Source organism: Leeuwenhoekiella aequorea, from assembly GCF_004104375.1.
In the GTDB taxonomy this organism is placed as follows: domain Bacteria; phylum Bacteroidota; class Bacteroidia; order Flavobacteriales; family Flavobacteriaceae; genus Leeuwenhoekiella; species Leeuwenhoekiella aequorea.
Genome location: NZ_QOVM01000001.1, coordinates 403017 through 425264, shown reverse-complemented (window position 1 = coordinate 425264; position 22248 = coordinate 403017). Strand labels below are relative to the sequence as shown.

Annotated in this window: 15 protein-coding genes; 8 read left to right on the top strand and 7 right to left on the bottom strand. The window is 36.4% G+C overall.

Annotation, left to right across the window (positions count from 1 at the left end; translation table 11 throughout):
* The first annotated feature begins 1 nt into the window (after position 1).
* Positions 2-3523: an efflux RND transporter permease subunit gene (locus DSM00_RS01895; RefSeq protein WP_128756327.1), complete on the top strand. Its 3522-nt coding sequence runs from the start codon at positions 2-4 to the stop codon at positions 3521-3523.
* Between the two features lie 411 nt (positions 3524-3934).
* Positions 3935-5683 carry an aspartate--tRNA ligase gene (gene aspS / locus DSM00_RS01890; protein ID WP_128756326.1) on the top strand — a complete coding sequence of 583 codons (1749 nt, stop codon included), beginning with the start codon at positions 3935-3937 and terminating at the stop codon, positions 5681-5683.
* A gap of 122 nt (positions 5684-5805) precedes the next feature.
* Here aspS and DSM00_RS01885 read toward each other — a convergent pair whose 3' ends face one another.
* Positions 5806-6954 (bottom strand): multidrug transporter, encoded by a 1149-nt coding sequence (locus tag DSM00_RS01885; RefSeq protein WP_128756325.1) that lies wholly within the window; start codon positions 6952-6954, stop codon positions 5806-5808.
* Between the two features lie 30 nt (positions 6955-6984).
* On the bottom strand, positions 6985-9789 hold the full coding sequence (locus tag DSM00_RS01880) for a TonB-dependent receptor (RefSeq protein ID WP_128756324.1): 2805 nt from the start codon (positions 9787-9789) through the stop codon (positions 6985-6987).
* A gap of 187 nt (positions 9790-9976) precedes the next feature.
* On the opposite strand from DSM00_RS01880, the gene dgt reads away from it, so the two are divergent.
* A complete protein-coding gene (dgt, locus tag DSM00_RS01875; protein ID WP_164916295.1) occupies positions 9977-11308 on the top strand; it encodes a dGTP triphosphohydrolase in 1332 nt (443 codons plus the stop codon).
* A gap of 5 nt (positions 11309-11313) precedes the next feature.
* On the opposite strand, the gene dxs is transcribed toward dgt, so the two are convergent.
* A complete protein-coding gene (gene dxs, locus DSM00_RS01870; RefSeq protein ID WP_128756322.1) occupies positions 11314-13080 on the bottom strand; it encodes a 1-deoxy-D-xylulose-5-phosphate synthase in 1767 nt (588 codons plus the stop codon).
* Positions 13081-13254: 174 nt separating this feature from the next.
* On the opposite strand from dxs, the gene DSM00_RS01865 reads away from it, so the two are divergent.
* From DSM00_RS01865 to DSM00_RS01855, 3 genes are read left to right on the top strand one after another with little or no spacing between them, the layout of a single operon-like run.
* Positions 13255-13710, top strand: a complete 456-nt coding sequence (locus tag DSM00_RS01865; protein ID WP_128756321.1) for a nucleoside deaminase — start codon at positions 13255-13257, stop codon at positions 13708-13710.
* A 5-nt stretch (positions 13711-13715) separates the two neighbouring features.
* Positions 13716-15626 (top strand): DUF294 nucleotidyltransferase-like domain-containing protein, encoded by a 1911-nt coding sequence (locus DSM00_RS01860; RefSeq protein ID WP_128756320.1) that lies wholly within the window; start codon positions 13716-13718, stop codon positions 15624-15626.
* Between the two features lie 3 nt (positions 15627-15629).
* A complete protein-coding gene (locus DSM00_RS01855) occupies positions 15630-16292 on the top strand; it encodes a 3'-5' exonuclease (RefSeq protein WP_128756319.1) in 663 nt (220 codons plus the stop codon).
* Here DSM00_RS01855 and DSM00_RS01850 read toward each other — a convergent pair.
* Both DSM00_RS01850 and DSM00_RS01845 read right to left on the bottom strand, forming a co-directional pair.
* On the bottom strand, positions 16289-16864 hold the full coding sequence (locus DSM00_RS01850) for a hypothetical protein (protein ID WP_128756318.1): 576 nt from the start codon (positions 16862-16864) through the stop codon (positions 16289-16291). The two genes, DSM00_RS01855 and DSM00_RS01850, sit on opposite strands and share 4 nt — an antisense overlap.
* A complete protein-coding gene (locus DSM00_RS01845) occupies positions 16848-17330 on the bottom strand; it encodes an ankyrin repeat domain-containing protein (protein ID WP_128756317.1) in 483 nt (160 codons plus the stop codon). Before DSM00_RS01845 ends, DSM00_RS01850 begins: the two co-directional genes overlap by 17 nt.
* A 384-nt stretch (positions 17331-17714) precedes the next feature.
* Between DSM00_RS01845 and DSM00_RS01840 the strand changes: the two genes are divergently transcribed.
* Positions 17715-18224 carry a DUF1440 domain-containing protein gene (locus DSM00_RS01840; RefSeq protein ID WP_128756316.1) on the top strand — a complete coding sequence of 170 codons (510 nt, stop codon included), beginning with the start codon at positions 17715-17717 and terminating at the stop codon, positions 18222-18224.
* 45 nt (positions 18225-18269) lie between these two features.
* Positions 18270-20441 (top strand): FUSC family protein, encoded by a 2172-nt coding sequence (locus tag DSM00_RS01835; RefSeq protein ID WP_128756315.1) that lies wholly within the window; start codon positions 18270-18272, stop codon positions 20439-20441.
* Here the strand turns inward: DSM00_RS01835 and DSM00_RS01830 are convergent.
* Positions 20438-21574, bottom strand: coding sequence for a methionine aminotransferase (locus tag DSM00_RS01830; RefSeq protein ID WP_128756314.1), 1137 nt, complete (start codon positions 21572-21574; stop codon positions 20438-20440). The genes DSM00_RS01835 and DSM00_RS01830 overlap by 4 nt on opposite strands.
* Entirely contained in the window at positions 21574-22146 is a 573-nt protein-coding gene (locus tag DSM00_RS01825) for a DUF3109 family protein (RefSeq protein WP_128756313.1), read from the bottom strand. The genes DSM00_RS01830 and DSM00_RS01825 overlap by 1 nt, the downstream gene beginning before the upstream one ends.
* Between the last annotated feature and the right edge of the window lie 102 nt (positions 22147-22248).

Here is a 22248-nt window from a genome sequence, read left to right as displayed (position 1 = left end):
GATGAGCGAAAAGAAAAGTAGCAAGAAAAAAAATCAGGTAGACAAAGAATTTGGCTTATCGAGCTGGGCGATTGACAACCCCACAGTTATTTATGTCATAATGGCTTTGCTCTTGGTTATGGGTGGTATTGCATATTATGTAATGCCACGAGAGAGTTTTCCTGAAATTAATGAAACTAAAATCTACATCTCTGCTCCCTATCCCGGAAACACGGCCGAAGATGTAGAAAAATTAATTACAGATCCGCTTGAAGACCGATTAAAAAACATTTCAGGGGTTACAGAAATCACCTCTACGTCTCAAGAGAACTATGCTTTAATTACTATTGAATTTGAAGACGATATTTCAGTAGAAAGCGCGAAGCAAGAAGTTAAAGATGAGGTAGATTCTGAAAAAGCAAACGAAGACTGGCCTACTTCTAATGGCGTAAAGGTCGAGCCAAATGTGTTTGACCTGAGTCTTTCTGAAGAACAACCTATCCTCAATGTTAATATACAAGGTAATTACCAGGTTCAGCAGCTTAAAAGCTATGGTGAATATTTACAAGATGAGATAGAAGACCTTCCGGAAATCAAAGAGGTTTCTATACGTGGAGCACAAGACAAAGAAGTTGAAGTAGCTGTAGATGTTACTAAAATGAATGCTGCTCAAGTAAGTTTTGATGATATTTTAAATACCATCAGAAATGGAAATATGACAATGGCTGCGGGTAATTTAATTACGAGTGGTCAACGTCGTACAATACGTATACTTGGAGAAATTGAGAAGCCCTCAGAACTTGAAAATTTTATAGTAAAATCTCAGAATGGAGCTGTTTACCTTAGGGATATTGCTAATGTAACTTTTAAAGAAGAAGACAAAACTACTTTTGCCCGCGAATGGGGAGAAAATGTAGTAATGCTTGATGTTAAAAAGCGTTCGGGGAAAAACATGGTAGAAGCTGTTGAGAAAATCAAAGTGATTTTAGCAGAAGCTCAGGCAAATGAATTTCCGCCAGATGTAAAAATATCTACTGCAAACGATCAATCTGAAAAAACAATTAATCAGGTTAATGATCTTGTTAATAACATCATTTTTGGTATCATCCTAGTGGTGGGAGTTCTTACCTTCTTCCTAGGTTTCAGAAATGCATTGTTTGTAGGGTTTGCAATACCGATGTCGATGTTTATGTCATTTATGATATTAAATGCGCTAGGCTACACGATGAATACAATGATTTTGTTTGCCCTTATTATGGGTCTGGGTATGCTTGTGGATAATGGAATTGTGGTTGTAGAGAATGTGTATCGTCTTATGGATGAAGAGGGCATGTCTCGCATTGAAGCCGCTAAAAAAGGTATTGGCGAGATAGCATTTCCTATTATTATATCTACCCTTACTACAGTAGCTGCGTTCGTTCCGCTGGGAACCTGGCCTGGAGTTATGGGTCAGTTTATGATTTACTTTCCTATAACCCTCTCGGTTGTACTTGGTTCATCTCTTTTCGTAGCCATATTCATCAACTCCATGTTAGTGAGTAAATTTATGGATGTTGATCAGAAAATACTTACTAGAAAGCAACTCATACGATTAACGCTGGTTTTAGTACCATTAGGTATTTTGATCCTTATAGTAGGTGGTGCAATTCGCGGTATAGGTTCTGTAATGATCGTTACGGCGATTATATTTTGGCTTTATAAATACAGTATTAAAGGTGCTGCAGAATATTTTCAGAAACGTACACTGGTATGGCTAGAAGAAAAATATAAATCTTTTTTAAGCTGGGCACTTAGAGGAAGAAAACCTTCACTACTTGTAGGTGGTACTTTTATACTTCTTATTCTAGTTTTTATGGGCTTTGGAGCTTCGGTAGGATCTCAGCGTACGAGTATTGAGTTCTTTCCAGATAATAAGCCAAATCAGATAATTGTTTATATAGAATATCCTGAAGGTACAGATATCTCAAAAACCAATGCTATTGCAAAAGATATTGAGAAGCGCGTGTATTCAATTTTAAATGATGATAGTTATCTAAACGGAGATTTTAATTTTCTTGTAGAAAGTGCTGTATCGCAAGTAGGTGAAGGTGCAGGAAATCCACAAACAGATGGTGGTAGTACTGCAGAAATGCCCCATAGAGCAAAAATTACAGCAACCATGCGCGAATACAAATTCCGTAATGGTGCAGATTCTGAAGAATTACGTACAAAAGTTCAGGCAGAGCTAACAGATGCTTACCCGGGTGTGGCAATTTCAGTAGAAAAAGATGCAAGTGGCCCACCGGCAGGATATCCTATAAATATCGAACTTGAAGGTCCGGATTATGATGCTTTGATTGCGACTGCAGAAAATATGCGCAGTTTTATTAATTCGAGAAATATTCCCGGAATTGAAGAATTAAAAATTGATGTAAACCGAGCTAAACCTGCCATGCAAGTTGTGGTAGATCGTGAAAAGGCAGGAGCCTTAGGCGTTGCCAGCGGCCAAGTTGGTAATCAATTGCGAAGATCACTCTTTGGTGAAAAAGCGGGTATCTATAAAGAAGATGGTGAGGATTATGACATTAATGTTCGTTTTGAAGAAGACGATCGCTATAATACCTCCGCCCTTTTTGATCAAAACATCACATTTAGAGATGCTGCTACCGGCGTAATTAAAGAAATCCCTGTGTCTGCAGTAGCTACAAAAAAGAACACCTCTTCTTTTAGTGCTATTAAACATAGAGATACAAAACGTGTGGTAACTGTTTATTCTGGGTTAGCCCCCGGCTTTGTAGATGCGACAGCGGTTGTAACTAAAATACAGGCAGAAATGCAGTCATTTACTGCTTTACCAGATGATATTCATATTGATTATACAGGTCAAATTGAAGAGCAAAACAAACAGATGCAGTTTTTAATGGGTGCATTCTTTGGTGGTCTTGCATTGATATTCTTTATATTAATATTCCAGTTCTCTTCAATATCAAAACCTACAATCATAATGATTGCAATATTCCTGAGTTTCATCGGGGTATTTGGAGGGATTTTGATAACAGGAGCATCGTTTGTAATTATGATGACGATGATGGGGATCATCTCTCTGGCAGGTATTGTAGTAAATAACGGGGTTGTACTTCTCGATTATACACAATTGCTTGTAGATCGTCGTATTGTACAACTAGATCTTGATGATGATGCACTTCTTCCTAAAGATGAAGTTACAGCGATTGTTGTGGAAAGTGGTAGAGCTCGTTTACGACCGGTTTTACTTACCGCAATAACGACTGTCCTAGGTCTTATTCCGCTAGCAATAGGAATTAATATCGACTTTTTTGGCTTGTTTAGTTCGTTTGATGCCGGTTTCTATATAGGTGGGGATAACGTGATCTTCTGGGGTCCATTAGCCTGGTCTGTAATCTACGGATTGATAATCGCAACGTTCCTAACGCTTATCATAGTTCCGCTTCTGTATTTAATGGTTCATAAATTTAAGTTACGCATTCGCGGAACTAAAAATGAAGAATCTACAGAAACAGAAGTTCACCCTGAAATTACGGAGTAACGATTAATTTATTTTAAAAAAAATGCTGCCCAATGGGCAGCATTTTTTATTTTAATCCAACTACAGCAAAACAGCTCAATTAAATTTAATGATTCCTAACAGCATTCAGTTCTAAAAAACCTCTTATCTGTAAATAAGAATTTAAAACTAATGCTTATTCAGTTTTGAATTGACTTATCTACTAAACAAGCTAATACCCACAATACTGTTTAAAAATTGAACAATATAAATTTAGATATATGCATTCTAAATTTAATAATATGCCGAATTCATTAAATACACAATCCATAAATTATCAAATTCTAATCTATATTCCTCAAATACTAAATAATATACAATTGGTTTAAAAAAACTATACTTTGTAATTCTTAGTAAGATAACTTCTTAAATTTGCACTTCAAATAAATCATAATGTACAGAACGCATAATAATGGGGCCTTACGTGCCGAACATATAAATTCAACTGTAACTCTTGCCGGATGGGTACAAAAATCTCGAGATAAAGGTTTTATGATCTGGGTAGATCTACGTGATCGTTATGGAATTACACAGCTTATATTTGATGAAGAGCGCACTCCTAAGGAAGTAATGGAACTCGCTAAAACTCTGGGTCGCGAATTTGTAATTCAAGTGACCGGTACTGTGATTGAGCGCGAATCTAAAAACCCTAAAATGCCAACTGGCGACGTTGAACTTTTAGTTGAAAAGCTAGAAGTACTAAATCAAGCTAAAACTCCTCCTTTTACTATAGAAGATACTACAGATGGTGGAGAAGATTTACGTATGAAATACCGCTACTTGGATATTCGTCGTAATCCAGTAAAAGAGAAGCTAATATTTAGACATAAAGTGAGCATAGCTGTTCGCAATTATCTTTCTGAAAAAGATTTTATAGAAGTAGAAACACCTTATTTAATAAAATCTACTCCAGAAGGAGCTCGAGACTTTGTGGTTCCTAGCAGAATGAATGAAGGACAGTTTTACGCATTACCACAATCACCACAAACGTTTAAGCAATTGCTTATGGTAGGTGGTATGGATAAATACTTTCAGATTGTAAAATGCTTTAGAGATGAAGATTTAAGAGCAGACCGTCAACCCGAATTTACTCAGATAGATTGCGAAATGGCTTTTGTTGAGCAAGAAGATATCTTGAACATATTTGAAGGCTTAACAAAGCACTTGCTTAAAGAAGTAGTAGGTTTTGAGATTGAAAACTTTCCGAGAATGACTTACGATGAAGCGATGTCTAAATACGGGAATGATAAGCCAGATATTCGTTTTGGGATGGAATTTGGAGAATTAAATGCTGTTGCTCAACACAAAGAATTTAAAGTCTTTAATGATGCTGAACTGGTTGTAGGGATTGCTGTTCCTAATGGCGGTAGCTATACACGTAAAGAAATAGATACACTAATCGACTGGGTGAAGCGACCACAGGTAGGTGCATTAGGAATGGTTTATGTTAAATGTAATGATGACGGAAGCTTTAAATCTTCCGTAGATAAATTTTACGATCAGGAAGATCTGGCTAAATGGGCAGAGGCTACAGGTGCAAAAACTGGAGATTTAATTTGTGTGCTTTCTGGCGAAGCTTCAAAAACACGTACCCAATTAAGCGCACTGCGTATGGAGCTCGCAACTCAATTAGGCTTACGTAAGTCTAACGAATTTGCACCTTTATGGGTAGTAGATTTCCCGCTACTAGAATGGGATGAAGAAACAAATCGTTATCATGCCATGCATCACCCATTTACGTCTCCTAAACCAGGACAAATGGAATTATTAGATACAGATCCCGGCGCTGTAAAAGCAAATGCTTACGATCTTGTATTAAATGGTAATGAAATAGGTGGGGGTTCTATACGTATTCACGATAAAGAAACTCAATCTAAAATGTTTGACTACCTGGGATTCTCTAAAGAAGAGGCACAGGCGCAGTTTGGGTTCCTAATGGATGCTTTTCAGTATGGTGCTCCTCCACACGGTGGTCTTGCCTTTGGATTAGACAGATTAGTTGCTATTTTAGGCGGACAAGAAACTATACGTGATTTTATAGCTTTCCCTAAGAACAATGCAGGTCGTGATGTAATGATTGATGCACCCGCAAAAATTGATGAAGCGCAATTAAAAGAACTGAATTTAAAAGTTACTTTATAAATTCAGTCTATAAGTAAATCGAAAAAGGGAAACTCTTCGAGTTTCCCTTTTTTTGGCTTTCTATAAAATATAAAAACCCGGACTCAAAGGTCCGGGTTTTTTATTGGCAATCAAATAAATTCTTATAGGCTGCTGTAGTTTGACCATCCAGCGAATGCACTTACATCTGCACCTGTAGCAGTTGCATTAGTTGAGATTAAAGATGCAGTAACATTAGTGCCATCCACGTTATTTACGATAAGGTTTGTACCAAATGTAAAGTTAGCGTTTGTAAATTCTAAGTCACCACTTACAACTTCTTGCAATTGGTTGTTTAAGAAAATTACAGTTTCAACATTAGTAACAACGATGTTATTGAAGATACCACCAGTTCCTTGCTTTAAGTCAAAAGCAGCTTTCCCTGAACGGTTACTACCTCTTACAGTAACATTGCTTACTGTAGCTTTAGATCTTGGGCTAGCGTTGTTTTCACCACTTCTGTTAGCTAATTCAAACGCGAAGTCACCTACACCATCATACTGATATAATACAGCATTGTCGATAGATCCTCTAAAACCTTCATCCCAGTCGATAGAATCATCTTCCATACCTACAGCAGATAAATTTTTTGCGTTTACAGTTCCTCCGTAAAATTCAAAACCATCATCAGCTCCTTCAAAAGCTTCGCAGTATTCTACAACAGTTCCGCTACCACAAGCAAAGAAAGAAAATGCATTAAATTCAAATTCACCATCAGATGAAGCTTGACCAGCATATTCTACACGCACATATTTTAATGAACCAGAGCTATCGCTATCATCAGTACCACCGTAAGGGAATTGACCAGCTTCTGAGTTTGAAGTTCCTCCTGGAGCATTCATACGAGCTTTTCCGTGAAGTACTAGACCTCCCCAGTCACCATCACCACCATCTGCGTTTTTGTTTTCAGATGTAAAAACAATAGGATTGTTTGCATCACCATTAGCGATAAGCTTTCCACCTTGCTTCACAAATAATACGTTAACACCAGCTTCTTGATCTGCAGCTGTAACAGTAAAAGTAGTACCCGCTTCAATAGTAAGCGTAGCACCATCCTCAACGCTTACAGCGCCTTTTAATGTATATTGTCCCGCAGGAACTAAAAGATCTTCTGTAATTTGACCCTCTAATACAGTTCCTTGTAATACCCCTTCATTTCCAGTTCCTGGATCTACCGGAGAATCATCATCACCACAAGATACTGCTACTAATGAAGCAGCAATAAAGGCTGTTTTTAAAAAATTTAATTTCATAATTTAAAGATTTATTGAGTTTCGAGTTAATTAAAATTTATAAGACACTGTTGCACTAAAATTCACACCTTGATTAAATTGCTCTATCACATTAGAGAATCGCTCAGGGAATCGTACAGTTGCAGTTGGGTCTTGGGTAAATAAAGTTTTTTCGTTAAGTATGTTCAATGCACGCAGTTGAACACCTATTTTATCATTGAAACTTGTGTTCCAAGAAATGTCTAATTGATTTATAGGCTTTTCATAAATCTCATCTGCTCCTTCTACACCTACTGCATAAATACGCTTACCATATGTGTTGAAAATGAAGTTTACCGAAGAGTTTACTTTGTCTGAATCTAAGAACTTGTATTCAAAATCTGCGTTTATACCCCAATCTGAAGCTCCTTGAAGTTTACGGTCAAGATTAGTTACAGCAGCAAATTCTGGATTACCTTCTTCTGCAGTTGCATTTGAACTCATAATGATTGCATTTACTCCTAAACTAAAAGGATCAAAGCTTTCATTATCAAAACGCTCACCAAGACTAAGTCTTGCCTCAAGCTCAATTCCGTAAATAGTAGCCTCGTCAAAGTTTCCAAATTTTGTACGGTAACCTACAGAGGTTGCTTCTGCTAAACGCTCAATAGGATCTTTGATATATTTACCAAAAACAGTTGCTGAAAGTAATTCTGACGAACTTAAGAAATACTCATATTTAAAATCAAGATTGTAATTTTTTGAGTTTTCTAAATCTGGGTTACCTATCACCTGGTTACCATCACCATCCTGGTAAACAGTAGGTAATATCTCACGAAGTCTAGGGCGTGTCACCGTCTGCGATCCTGCTACACGTAAGTTTGTTTTATCATTTAGTGTATATTTAACATTAAACCAAGGGCTAGCAAAAACTGGATCGTATTGTAATGATAAGAACTCATCATTTATAGAATTTAAAGGCTCTCTATAAAGTATTTCTCTAAAAGCATATTCCCCACGTACACCTACATTCACAAATAATTTATCCCACTCTTTTGAGTAATCTAGGTAAAATCCGTTTACATATTGATTTATAGTACTTGTTGCTGCAGGGTCTGCTGTATTTGTATAAAATAAATACCCTTCTGCAAATCCTGTTTCAAAAAATGACTGCGGATCGTTTGTGTCTAAATTAGGTAATGGTTGCGTAGAAGAAGAGCGCTCACCTACATTTATAATTCTATTAAAAAAGTCGTATTCAATTAAATCAACATTGTATCCTACACGCAGATGGGATAGGTAACGACCTTCTGCATCATCATAATTTAAACCTAACTTATACTCTACTTTACCATTGATATTTATGTTTTCTAATTCCTGATAAAATTTAAAAGGATTAATACCATTTGTAGTAATGTACTCTGCATCTTCTCCAGATCCTGCTGCTCTTAATACGCGTCTGTCTGGAATGTTGTTTTTACCTAAACCTAATGAGCTTGCAAAAGATATTTCATGCTTCTTATCATTCCAGCTGTAGTCTCCTAATAACTGAAAAGATATAAGGTCATTCTGCGTGTATTTTATATCTCTAATATAAAAGTCTTCATTGTTTAACTGCGTAAACCCATCATTTAAACCTTGAGCTTCTCTTATGAAATTAGAAGTATTCTGAAGATATATAGTATTAAATTTTAAATTCAGGTTATCTCCATAATCATAATCAAGAGATAAAATACCTGATTTTTGAGTAGAGTACTCATAGTTTGTAGTACTAAAATCTTGTTGCGCTGTACCTTCTGAGTTTAATGCACGCTCAACTCCTTCATTAATCTGATAGTCATTTCTGAAGTTAAGACTAAAATAAAATGCTAATTGATGCTTATCGGTATCAACTAAACCTTGCCCGTGAGAAATACCAAATCGTGTAGATAATGGAGCTGTAGATCGCTCTGGAGTCCAAGAAGTGTTAAATAAATCTGCAGATTCTGCAGAAGTGGCTGTATACCCTCTACCTACGTTTTTACCAAAAACTCCTGGCAAATTTCTACCTGACCCTGTGTACCCGAAGTATTCTGAGCTTCCGCTGTCGTCTGTACTAAAGTCTTTAAATGTCGTATTTGTATTTAATCCTGCTCCAAAACTCACCACTGTTTCCGGTTTCTTTGGAACACTTTTAGTATTAATTTGGAAAGTTGCTCCAGCAAAATCTTGGTACAATGCGCCATCAAATGTTTTAAATACATCAACGTGACTTACAATATTTGTAGCTATATAATTTAATGGTATAATCTTGTTGTCTGGATCTGAAGAAGCTATAGGAAGACCATTCATTAATAAGAAGTTATATCTATCATCAAGACCTCTTACAAAAACACCTCTGTTTTGAACATTTGTAATACCAGATACTTTACTTAGACCCTGCTGAACGTTTGTTACTGCTTTTCTAGTCAATTCTTCTGCACCAATGCTTTGTTTAATTTCTATAGACTTTTTCTGATCTAATAATAAAGCAGACTCACGCTCTCTACTAGTTTGAACTTGTATAATTACTTCGTCAAGTGCTGCAGCGCTAGCTCCTAAAGCGGTGCTAACATTTGTAAACTTATTTGCTTCAACTTTTACCCCGGGAACAGTTACCGGCTCATAACCCACAAAACTAAATTCGACGTCATAAGTTCCTACAGGAATATTTTCAATAATATATTTTCCATCAAAATCTGTCGTAGCACCTTTTGTAGTTCCTTTTATTACTACGTTAGCAAAAGGTAGCGGCTCATTATTAACCTCTTTATCACTTAAAACCCCTTCAATTGTTCCAGTTTGTCCCCAAACAATTGCCGAAAACATTAAAATGACAACACTTAAAAAACTTTTCATTTATATATTTATTTATCGCTGCAAAGATGTCGTTAAAGAATAGCTAGGGAGTTAATCCATTGTTATCAATTCGTAAGCTGAGAGTTACATCATGGTTAACTTAATGTTAACTAGAATACGTAGCCTTTGTAAATCATCAACTTATAATTTCACAAAAAATGTATCTTGCTGAAAATTGAAAACTATGATGAACTGGGAGCAATTACTGTCTCTAAAACGTCAAGGCGATGCTGCAAAACGCTTAAGAATAGAGCAAGATGATACCCGATTGGGCTTTGAAGTCGATTATGATAGAATTATATTTTCGGCACCTTTTAGAAGTTTACAAGATAAAACACAAGTAATTCCACTTTCTAAAACAGATTTTATTCACACCCGACTTACTCATAGTATGGAGGTTTCAGTCGTAGGACGCTCATTAGGAAGAATGGTGGGTAAGCGTATACTAGAAAAGTATCCACACCTAGAGCAGATACACGGCTATCAGTTTAACGATTTTGGGGCAATTGTTGCCGCAGCTGCTCTGGCACACGATATAGGAAACCCGCCTTTTGGTCACTCTGGTGAAAAAGCAATAGGCGAATTTTTTAAAACCGGTTATGGTAAACGCTACAAAGAGGCTCTTACCGAAAAAGAATATCAAGATCTTGTAACCTTTGAAGGGAATGCAAACGGATTTAAAGTATTATCCCAAAGCAAGCCGGGAGCACCAGGTGGTTTACGACTTTCCTACGCAACACTGGGGGCTTTCACAAAATACCCTAAAGAATCGCTACCCCATAAACCTACAGATCATATATCTGATAAAAAATACGGTTTCTTTCAATCTGAAGTAGATTTGTTTGAAGATGTCGCTTCAGAACTCGGATTGCTAAATAGGTCGAACGAAAATGACTTGAGCTGGTCAAGACACCCACTCGCATTTCTTGTTGAAGCTGCCGATGATATTTGCTATACAATTATAGATTTTGAAGATGGTATCAACTTAGGATTGATTCCAGAAGAGTACGCTTTAGAATACATGGTGAAACTGGTAGGTAACACTATAGATCGCAATAAATACAACGCGCTTCAAGATACTGCAGATCGTGTAAGCTACTTGCGTGCATTAGCAATAGGGACTCTCATTAATGAAAGTGTAGAAACTTTTATGAAATATGAAGAAGAAATTCTAGCAGGCACCTTCAGTCAGTCAATAATTGATAAAAGTGCATATCAAGCTCAAATAACCGATATTATAAATTTAAGCATAAATCGCATCTATAATAGTAGAGAAGTTGTAGAAAAAGAAATTGCAGGGTATGAGATTCTATCCACTTTATTAGAAGCGAGATGCAGAGCTTTAGATAATAACGACACGCATTATAACAAACTTATTCAAAAATTATTATCTCCGGCAGATCAATCTGACAAGAGCCTTTACACCAATCTTATTCAGATTTGCGCAGAAGTCTCTACAATGACAGATGGTAAAGCCTTACGCAACTACAAGAAAATTAAAGGTTTAGATGTAAAATAGTTTAGTTAAGGCAAGAGACTAATAATTTCTTGCCTTAAACTTTCTGTATCAAGTCCTACAGATTCATATAATTGTTCGGTAGCTCCATGTTCTATAAATTGATCTGGAATTCCCAATATCCTTATATCTCCCTTATAGTTATATTTAGCAGCTTCCTGCACAATGGAGCTACCAAAACCTCCAGCTTTTACCCCATCTTCTAAAGTTACAATTGAAGCATATTTACTAAATATTCTTTGTAACATAATACGATCTAGTGGTTTTACAAATCCAAAATAGTAAACCGAAATTCTATCTGTAAATGATTCTGCTACTTCAAGTGCTCTGTCTGTAAAATGACCCGTTACTAAAATAGCTATACGATTACCTTCTTTTAGATTTTGGGCTTTTCCAATTTCTATTGTTGAAAATGGCAATTTCCATTTTAACAGATTTCCTCTTCCCCGAGGATAACGAATGGCTATAGGCAAATCTAATCCCAGCTGTGCTGTATAAAGAATATTGCGTAAATCGATCTCATTACGCGGAGCGTAGATAATTAGATTGGGAATACATCGTAAATAACTCAGATCAAAAATCCCGTGATGAGTTGCACCATCTTCTCCTACAAGTCCCGCACGGTCAATACAGAATATAACCGGTAATTTTTGCAAAGCCACATCATGTATAAGTTGATCATACGCGCGTTGTAAAAATGTAGAGTAAATTGTACAAAATGGCATTAATCCTACACATGCTATACCTGCAGCTAATGTAACTGCATGTTGCTCTGCAATACCTACATCAAAAGCTCTTTCAGGGAATTGTTGCATCATATATTTTAAGGAGCTGCCTGTTGGCATTGCCGGAGTAATACCAACAATTTTTTCATTTTTTTTAGCAAGCTCAACAAGTGTTAGTCCAAAAACATCTTGATATTTTGGCGGCTGTACTGCTGTATTTTTTGGTGATAATTCACCGGTAAGCGCATCAAATTTCCCAGGAGCGTGATAAACTACTTGATTTGTTTCAGCTTGTTTTAGACCTTTTCCTTTAGTGGTGATAACATGTAGGAATTTAGGACCTTTGATTTTTTTTAAGGTATTAAATATTTCAAGCAGCTTATCGATATCATGACCATCTACAGGACCAAAATATTTAAAGTTTAAGGCTTCAAATATATTATCCTGTCCTTGACTGCCGGTTTTTACATTAGTAAGGTAATTTTTCAAAGCACCCACGCTAGGATCTATACCAATTGCATTATCATTTAATATAACGAGAATATTAGCATCACTATCTCCTGCATGATTAAGCGCCTCAAATGCCATTCCGCTTGCGACAGATGCATCCCCTATTACAGCAATATGCTGTCTATTAAATTCTCCTTTAATTTTTGATGCAATTGCCATACCCAAGGCTGCAGAAATAGAAGTGCTAGAATGACCGGTTCCAAATGTATCGTAAATACTTTCCTCTCGTTTAGGAAAACCACTGAGACCTTTATACTGCCTATTGGTTTCAAATAAATCCCTTCTCCCTGTCAAAATTTTATGACCGTAGGCTTGATGCCCTACATCCCAGATTAATTTATCATCTGGCGTATTAAATACATAGTGCAGTGCCAGAGTAAGTTCTACCACACCCAAACTAGCTCCAAGATGCCCTTCTTTTGTAGCAACAATATTTATGATAAACTGACGTAGTTCTGCAGCAACCTGAGTTAGATCTGCCGCGGAAAGTTTCCGTAAATCTAAAGGATCGTTAAGCGTATCTAGAAGTGGGTAATTCATAAAACAAAGGTAGCCGAAGTAGAATTAATATTAAGTTCTCGCTGTAAAAATGATGCTGCTAATGACTAAGCGAATTAAAACCTATATCCTAGAATATACATTGGCTTTCTGATCTAGAATTATGTATGTTATAGTTCTCAAAACTTTTTATCTTTCCTTTCTAAATTTAAAGCAATGGCGTTATTAGAACCCTTTGATGATTACTACTTTATGAAAAAAGCAATGCAGGAAGCTGAGACTGCATATGACCTGGGAGAAATACCCGTGGGTGCGGTAATCACTATAAACAATACAATTATTGCAAGAGCGCATAACTTAACAGAGCGTTTGAATGATGTTACTGCTCACGCTGAAATGCAAGCTATCACCTCAGCAGCAAATTATCTAGGAGGAAAATACCTTAAAGACTGTACTCTATATGTGACACTAGAGCCTTGTCAAATGTGCGCTGGCGCGCTATACTGGAGTCAGTTATCTCGTATTGTTTATGCAGCATCTGATCCTTCTAGAGGTTTTAAAAATATGGGAACTCACTTGCATCCTAAAACCACCGTTAGCAGCGGAATTATGCAAATGGAAGCTGCTGCTCTATTAAAACGTTTTTTTATAGAAAAACGGAATCTAAATTAAGTCTTATGACTACAAAAAATACAATAGTAGAACGCGTAGCCGACTTTTTAAAACGCTATCCTCCGTTTCAATTTCTTGCAGAAGAGAGTCTGCTTAAAATTGCCGGTCAAGTGAGTGTCCTATACTATGAGAAAAATAAATCTATATTTAAAGAGCGTGAGAAAAACCATGGTATGTTTTACGTGGTTAAAGATGGTGCAGTACGGCTTTACAGAACCCAAGACAGTGAACCTAAAATCGTAGATATTTGTGATGAAGGGGATCTTTTTGGACTCAGACCTCTTATTACCAAGGAAGATTATGAGCTGTCGGCATCTGCAAATGAAGAGTCTATTCTCTACGGAATCCCCATAGATCTATTTTTACCAATTGCTCTTGAACACCGAGATGTGAGTAACTTTCTAATTGCGTCATTTGCTTCTAACGTAAGTGACCCTTACTCCTTAGAAGAAAGCGGAAAACTATTTACAGAATATTCTGTTGAGCGCAATAGTGAGATTTTTGATCTTCAAAAAGCGCGCTACTCAAAAAATATACTAACCTGCACATCAGATACAACTATAAAAATCGCAGCCTTAAAAATGGAACATCGAGGAGTAGGCTCTATTGTTGTTACTCAAGATGACAGACCACTGGGCATAATTACTAATAGAGATCTTAGAGATAAAATAGCGACCGGTAAATTTCCTATTAGTGATGAGGTTACTTCGATTATGAGTGCTCCTGTACGGTGTTTTCAAAAGGATTTGAGTGTTGCACAGGCACAGTTAATTATGCTTAAAAATGATATTAATCATTTGTGTATTACCGAAGATGGCACTCCAGACAGTAAATTGTTAGGCCTTTTATCAGAACACGATCTTGTTGTTTCCTTCGCAAATAATCCCGTTGTGTTACTTAAAGAAGTTAAACTGGCAAAACGCACAAAGAGGCTTCGGGAAGTGCGGCTAAAAGTTGCGCAACTACTCAAAAAGTATTTAGATCAAAACCTGCCATTATCTCAAATTCTAAATATTCTAAATGAAATTAATTACGCTATAGCCGTTCGGGCAATAGAACTGGCATTGACTAAGATGGAGACTCCGCCTCCGTGTAAATTTGCCTGGCTAGCACTGGGAAGTCAAGGTCGAAAAGAGCAACTTTTATATACAGATCAAGATAATGCGATCGTTTTTGAGAATGTTGTAGAAGAGGATTACGAGCGCACGCAAGCGTATTTTATTAATTTAGCTAGGCTGGTAACACGAGCAATGCATAAAATAGGTTATGCGTATTGCCCGGCAGATATGATGGCGAGTAACCCACGATGGTGTCAATCTTTATCTGAGTGGCAAAAACAATTTAGTGTATGGATTTTGGAGCCGTCACCTGAAAGCCAGCTTCTTTCAGCTATATTTTTTGATTACAGCTATGTTTATGGAGATACTCAACTGGTCACGAACCTTTCTGACAGTATTCTGCAGAAATTAGATCGCAATACAAACTTTTACCGGGTGATAGCAAAAGATGCCATTCGCAGTCCGTCACCTTTAGGTTTTTTTAGACAATTTCTGGTTGAAGAAAGTGGTGATCACAAAGACTTTTTCGACATTAAAGCTAGAGGGCTTATGCCTTTAATTGATGCAGCCCGAGTTTTGAGTTTGCAACATAAGCTTAGAAACATTAACAATACAGCCGGCAGGTTTGAGCGTCTCGCAGAAGTAGAAGATAATAACAAAGAAATTTACGAGAGCTGCTCGTATGCATTTAAAGCGCTATTAAAATTCAGAACCAGACAAGGTATTTTACACGACGATTCTGGGAGGTTTATAGAACTTTCAACATTAAGTAAAGCCGAAAAATTAAAACTGAAACGTTGTTTTAAATCTATTCACGATATTCAAGAATTGCTAACACTGCGTTATCAACTTAAATAAGATATGCATATTCCATTCATAAAGAAGAAACCCGATCCACCTGAATTCTATAAAGAGTATGTCAGAAAATTTTCTGAAACCACATCTCCAACATTAGAAGACACCAGATTTGTAGTTTTTGACACAGAAACTACTGGTTTAAACGCGCGTAAGGACCGTATGCTAAGTTTAGGCGCTCTAGAGATAAAAAATAATGAAATAAAAATTGCTAATAGTCTGGAGGTATATATAGAACAGGAGTTATTTAACGAAGAAGCAGTAGCAATTCACGGTATTCTACGGCAAAATAAAAATCAGGTTAAAATCACTGAAGAAGAAGCTGTAAAACAATTTTTGCTTTTTGCCGGCAACTCCGTTTTAGTAGGCCACCATGTAGGCTTTGATATCGCCATTATAAATTATGCGCTCAAAAGACTGGGTGCTCCTAAATTGAGAAATAAATTTACAGATACAAGTGTATTGTTTAAGCGCAGTGTTCATCTTGTAAATATCACCAATCCTGATAAAGTCTATAGTTTAGATGAACTTTGTGAAGCGCTCAATATCTCCAAAAATGACAGACATAAAGCAATGGGAGATGCATTAATTACAGCCTTAGCATTTCTTAAAATTCTTACTCGACTTAAGAGTTCTAAGAAAACTAGCCTTAAAAAAATTCTAATTTAATTGAGGCTTTCATCACTGTGATATAAAACGCCTAAAGAATTTATATTTTGAAAGGAAGGAATATAAATCTCCTGCATAATTCTTTCAATTTTAGAAATATAAGGCAATCTATTCTGCGTTATAAGTTCTTGCAAGTGCAATTCAAATGAGGAAAATAATAAAGTAATAAGTTGGTTCTTGATTAATGTCCTTTTATACTGAAACACAAATTTTTTGCAGGTAGACAAAAACAATTGAGGATGTTTCAGAAGTGTATTTACAACTGTTGTAAAGTACAAAAGAACCTCATCCTTGTGATGCTCATGAACAATCTGTTTGTTTACTAATTCGGTATTTTCTTGAAAAAGCCAAAGGTTTTTTACTATGAAATCAGTTTTACTAGCTGGGTAACAATAATAAACATCTAAGCCTAAAGCCGTGCTTATTAAAAATACATCTTGTCCTAACGAATCTACGAGAAACCTATTAAAAGATTTCTCGGCAGATGGTGATAGCACCATAGTGCGTTTGAAACCTACATTTCTAAAACGCACACAATGCAAATCATTTAATATGTTAGGATTTTTGGGCATATCCTAATAATTGCTCGATCTGGTCTAAGCCCTGCATTTTTGCATGATCTTTAGCCGTTAAGCCTTTTGAATCTTTGATAGTGGTATCAGCGCCGTGCTCAAGGAGAATTTCTACTAATTCTTTTTGATTAAATGTTGCCGCGTATATTAAGGCGGTACCGCCGTTAGAATTTTGAGCGTTAGCATCTGCACCGTTTGCCAATAATATTCTAGCCACCTTAGGATAACCCTTAAAGCAAATTCCCATTAGCGCTGTATTTCCTGATGCATCTTTAGCATTTACATCTGCATTATGTGCTACTAAAACTTCAGTAAGTTTTTCAAAACCGTAATACGTAGCTAAAAGTAAAGGTGTAGAACCACGTTGATCTGTCGCAGATATTAACTCGGGATTCTGTTCAAGAAGGTCTTTAACTTTCTGATCATTTCCTAAGCGAATGCTGTCAAATAATAAATCTGAATTCATATTGTTAAAATAATAAATTTCTCGAGATAATATTGAATTATTTTAAATATAAATCAATAATTGTGTGCTTCTCACCCAATAGCTAAGTTTTTTTAAAAGTTTACTTTACTTTCAATAAGCCTTACTATAATCAATTAAAAAGCTTCCGTAGAAATTAATGTGAGTATTAAAATTTTGATTCAAATATATCTATTGAAGTAAGGCCAAACTGTTAGGGAATATTTAAATATTGAAGAATAAGGTCATAAAAATTATATAACACAAATATCATTTTACACATAAAATCATATTAATGATAGACATTATTATTAATGATGTCAAAGCAGTGTTAAACCTTTCTTCAGCTTCACCGGAACTTTTAACTTTAGATCAAAATTTACAATTATGAGCAACTCACTTGAAGCTTGGTTAGAAAAAGATACATTCACTTCTAATGTAAGCCGTGGCTTAATCTCCGGATTATTAGGAGGTATTGCGGGGACAGTCGTTAAAAGTGCAATTGAGAAAGTTCTACCGGTAAGAAAACCCAATACACGATCTGCACAATTAAAAATGGTCGATGATTTATCTGTAAAACTCACTGGCGATCGTATAAGCTCTTCAAATCAAGAGTTAGCAGAACAACTCGTAAATATCCCTTTTGGAGCTAGTTTAGGAGCTACATATGGGTATGCAAAGCGAGACAAACTAGAAACAAATATATTTGAAGGCGCTGCTTACGGTGCAACAACCTGGATAGGAACACACGAAACTTCGCTACCACTCTTAGGACTTAAAGAAAGTCCCAAAGAAATCCCTTTGAACATACAAATTAACGAACTAATCGCACACGTGGCTTTTGGTGTTACTACAGAAATAGTACGGGGCTTAGTTGCAAAAAAATTACGTGATTAAAAACAAAATATATCTCAAAGCTAAAAATTCATTCTAAATTGCTGTATGTCTAATTACTTGCAGCCATTTATCAAAATCAAAGCCTTCGCTAGAAGTACAGACTTCTCGAAGGCTTTATTGATTACTATTGGTGTTATTGCTCCAATGATGCTAGGCTACTATCTTGACCATCTAAGTATGGGAATAGCAGTTGGCACCGGTGTTATTTTTAGCTCTCCCAGTTCTATAAGTGGAAGTTTACGTAATAAAAGAATAGGTATTTTACTCTCTGCTTTAATTGCGACATTAGTAAGTTTTACAGGGGCCTATATCCCCCACTCTCTACTTTTTCAGCTTCCCTATCTCGGTCTAATGACCTTTATTTTGGCTTTTCTAGCGGTATATGGTTTTAGAGCTTCACTTGTAGGGTTTTCAGGATTGTTTGCTCTGGTTTTGAGTTTTGCAAATATCTCATCAGTAGATATGGCTCCCTATGAGCGCTCATTATTAATAGGATTAGGAGGTGTCCTCTACTTTGTAATTACTGCATTATACGATATTCTTGCCCCAAAAAAACAAGTTGATGAACTTCTGGAAACCGCTATAGACTTATGCGCTGGTTACATTGAGGCACGCGGAAAATTTCTCAACCGAAGTGTAAAACGAGACGCCGGTTTAAAAAAACTCTTTGCTGTACAAAGTGAATTTAATGAGCATCTAGAAAAATTAAGGGAGATATTATTAGACAGCAGACATTCCTCAGGAACCTCGAGCTATTACAGAAATCGATTTTTAGTTTTAGGAGAACTTGTAGATCTTTCAGAGCTCGCACTTACAAGCCCCATTCCTCCGGTAAAAATGCACGAGATATTAGGAAAGTATGAGCACTCGCTTCAAGCGTTTGTGCACTTAAATAGGATGCAAACCCAAGCTCTAAAACAAATTGCACATACAGACTTTAAAAAGAAAAAAGTTGATTTAAGTAATCTTAAAAATGCATTAGGACAATCTCAGGAAATTGTATCTAAAATGAATTCTAAAGAGGTTGAATCCGAAGATTACATAATATTCCAAAATCTATCTGTACTTCAGGAAAACCAGACGCAACGTATATTAAATATTGCACAGATTTTAGACCGAAACAAAACGGATACTAAAAACATAGCTACCAATCCCAAGGAATTAGAAGGGTTTATCACAAAACAGGATTACAGTTTTCAAATTCTACTAAATAATTTTACTAGGAGTTCCCCTATATTTAGGCACGCTTTGCGTATTGCTGTAGTAACTGTACTTGGGTTTGGTCTGGGCAGTTTGTTCAAACTTCAAAACCCTTACTGGATACTACTTACAATTATTGTTATTATGCGCCCTAGTTACGGGCTTACTAAAGAGCGATCAAAAAACAGAATTATTGGCACATTAATAGGTGCCGTATTAGCCACTCTTATTGTGTATTTTATTAGAGATGTAATGCTCTATCGCATCCTGGCGGTATGTAGTTTTACAATGGCACTCGCTACTCTTCAAAAAAACTACCGTACCGCAGCGTTTTTCATAACATTAAGCATCATTTTTGGATATGCATTACTGCGCCCAGATATTCTTAATGTGATCCAGTTTAGAGTTGTAGATACCCTAGCCGGTGCAGGACTAGCTGCATTAGCAAATTTTTTCTTCTGGCCTACACGAGAAGTAAAAGGTTTAAAAAATAATCTGGCAGATAGTCTAATCGCTAATCGCAATTATCTTGAAGTCATCTCCTCTCATTATGAAACAAAAGAACAAATACAAACCCAATATAAACTGGCTCGTAAAAAAGCATTTTTAGCTACAGCAAACTTAAATGCCGCTATACAACGCTTATTGCAGGAACCCGCTTCTTCAGGACAACTTACTGGCAAATTATATGAACTTGTGGTTCTCAATCACGCTTTTCTAGGTGCATTAGCATCGATGGGCGCTTATTTGCGTAATCACAATACGACTCACATTGAAGATGTTTTTATTAGCTATAAAAGTCAAATACTACAAAATCTTGACGCTGCTATATTCCTAATACAAAAAAATAATGCTCCCTTAGAGTCTTCTTTTAGTGTTGAATCTATCGAAGATACTGTCGCTGCAACCTACGTAGCCGACGAACGAAATGAAGCTCATATATTAACAGCTCAATTGAGGTGGTTAAAAAATTTGAGTGAAGATTTTAATAAGCAGCTAAAACAACTTAACTCTTAGATAGATCGTAATATCGCTGCAGCTTTTTCTAAAGTTTCATCCGATTTTGCGAAGCAAAAACGCAAAAACTTATGATCTTGCTCGTCGCAATTAAATACAGATACAGGTATACTCGCAATGCCATTTTCTTTAATAAGTCCCTCTGCATATAGTCTGGCATTTTCCTGAGAAATAGCAGAGTAGTCAAGCATTTGAAAATACGTTCCCATAGCTGGTTTGTAGGTAAATCTAGAGCCTTCAATTCCTCTTAAAAAGAGATCACGTTTTTGCTCATAGAACTTTGACAATCCTAAGTAACGTTTCGGTTCTTCAAGATAGGTTGCCAGTGCTTTTTGCAATGGATGACTCACGCAAAAAATAACATTCTGGTGCACCTTGTATATTTCACGCATTAAATTATCTGGAGCTAAACAATAACCCACCTTCCAACCGGTAGTATGAAAAGTCTTACCAAATGATGCCGTAATAATTGACTGCTGAGCAAGTTTATCATAAGCAGCTACACTTAGGTGCTTTCTGTCATCAAATATAATATGCTCATATACCTCATCACTCAGCAATAGAATATTAGTGCCTGCTAATAGTTCTTCAAGCTTACTAAGATCTTCATGAGAAAATACATTTCCGCTAGGATTATGCGGATTGTTTATTATAAGCATTCGGGTTTTAGAAGATATTTTACTTCTTACCTCATCCCAATCAATACTGGTATATGGCGCCTGCAGTTGTATTAAAACGGGAATGCCCCCTTGAAGTCTAATAGTAGGTTCATAAGTATCATACGCCGGTTTGAGAATAATTACTTCATCCCCCGGATTAATAAACGCAGTTATACTTGCATATAATGCTTCCGAAGCACCCGCGGTTATTGTAATTTCATTTTGCGGATCGTATGTTGTTCCGTGTAAATGACTAATCATAGCCGAGATATTTTCGCGTAGGCGTAAATCTCCCGCTAATGGCGCATATTGATTGTATCCATCGTGCATTGCTTTAGTTACTAAATCAATAAGCGCAGGATCTGTATTAAAATCAGGAAATCCCTGAGATAAGTTAAGTGCATTGTGCTGCGTAGCCATTTTGCTCATTAAAGCAAAAATAGACAAGGTAGTATTAGGCAGCTTACTTTGCATTAATCTTTTCTGAAATGTGCTGCTACAGCCTCAAGCTCTTCGTACCATTCTTCACCAAATTTACGAAGTAAAGCATCTTTTGTAAATTTATAAACAGGAACTTGGAGTTCTTTTCCCAAACTACATGCATCGTCACAAATAGGCCATTTATGATAATTTACAGCTGTAAATTTTGAATATTCCTGTAAGCGTACGGGGTATAAATGACACGAAATAGGCTTTCTAAAATCTACTTCTCCTGCATTATACGCGTCCTCAATACCACAAGAAGCAACACCCTCTTTTGTGAAAGTGACATAAGCACATTCGGCTCCATTAACTAATGGTGTTTCTAACTCATCTAAATCTGTAGTAATATGAGTGCCTTGCGCTTCTATTGCGGCAATACCTTCGGGGCGTAAAAAAGGTTTAACCTTAGGATAGATGTTTTTTAAAATCTCTACTTCCTGTGGTTCTAATGGCGCTCCTGCCTCACCGGCAATACAACATTCTCCCTTACACGAGGAGAGATTACAAACAAAATCCTTTTGGATTACCTCTTCTGAAACTATGGTTTTTCCTATCTGAAACATAGCTGCAAAGATACATTTTTGATCAGGTTAACAATGCGTTAAATCTACAGATAAGAAAGCCTGAAAATCATACAAATAACAGTATTTTTGCCGACCTTTTAA

Bases quoted from the DNA above. Each gene is read 5' to 3' on its own strand.
- DSM00_RS01855 (WP_128756319.1), top strand. From the start codon at position 15,630: ATGCATATTCCATTCATAAAGAAGAAACCCGATCCACCTGAATTCTAT.
- DSM00_RS01860 (WP_128756320.1), top strand. From the start codon at position 13,716: ATGACTACAAAAAATACAATAGTAGAACGCGTAGCCGACTTTTTAAAA.
- DSM00_RS01845 (WP_128756317.1), bottom strand. From the start codon at position 17,330: ATGAATTCAGATTTATTATTTGACAGCATTCGCTTAGGAAATGATCAG.
- DSM00_RS01835 (WP_128756315.1), top strand. From the start codon at position 18,270: ATGTCTAATTACTTGCAGCCATTTATCAAAATCAAAGCCTTCGCTAGA.
- aspS (WP_128756326.1), top strand. From the start codon at position 3,935: ATGTACAGAACGCATAATAATGGGGCCTTACGTGCCGAACATATAAAT.
- DSM00_RS01885 (WP_128756325.1), bottom strand. From the start codon at position 6,954: ATGAAATTAAATTTTTTAAAAACAGCCTTTATTGCTGCTTCATTAGTA.
- dxs (WP_128756322.1), bottom strand. From the start codon at position 13,080: ATGAATTACCCACTTCTAGATACGCTTAACGATCCTTTAGATTTACGG.
- DSM00_RS01865 (WP_128756321.1), top strand. From the start codon at position 13,255: ATGGCGTTATTAGAACCCTTTGATGATTACTACTTTATGAAAAAAGCA.
- DSM00_RS01880 (WP_128756324.1), bottom strand. From the start codon at position 9,789: ATGAAAAGTTTTTTAAGTGTTGTCATTTTAATGTTTTCGGCAATTGTT.
- DSM00_RS01825 (WP_128756313.1), bottom strand. From the start codon at position 22,146: ATGTTTCAGATAGGAAAAACCATAGTTTCAGAAGAGGTAATCCAAAAG.
- dgt (WP_164916295.1), top strand. From the start codon at position 9,977: ATGAACTGGGAGCAATTACTGTCTCTAAAACGTCAAGGCGATGCTGCA.
- DSM00_RS01895 (WP_128756327.1), top strand. From the start codon at position 2: ATGAGCGAAAAGAAAAGTAGCAAGAAAAAAAATCAGGTAGACAAAGAA.
- DSM00_RS01840 (WP_128756316.1), top strand. From the start codon at position 17,715: ATGAGCAACTCACTTGAAGCTTGGTTAGAAAAAGATACATTCACTTCT.
- DSM00_RS01830 (WP_128756314.1), bottom strand. From the start codon at position 21,574: ATGCAAAGTAAGCTGCCTAATACTACCTTGTCTATTTTTGCTTTAATG.
- DSM00_RS01850 (WP_128756318.1), bottom strand. From the start codon at position 16,864: ATGCCCAAAAATCCTAACATATTAAATGATTTGCATTGTGTGCGTTTT.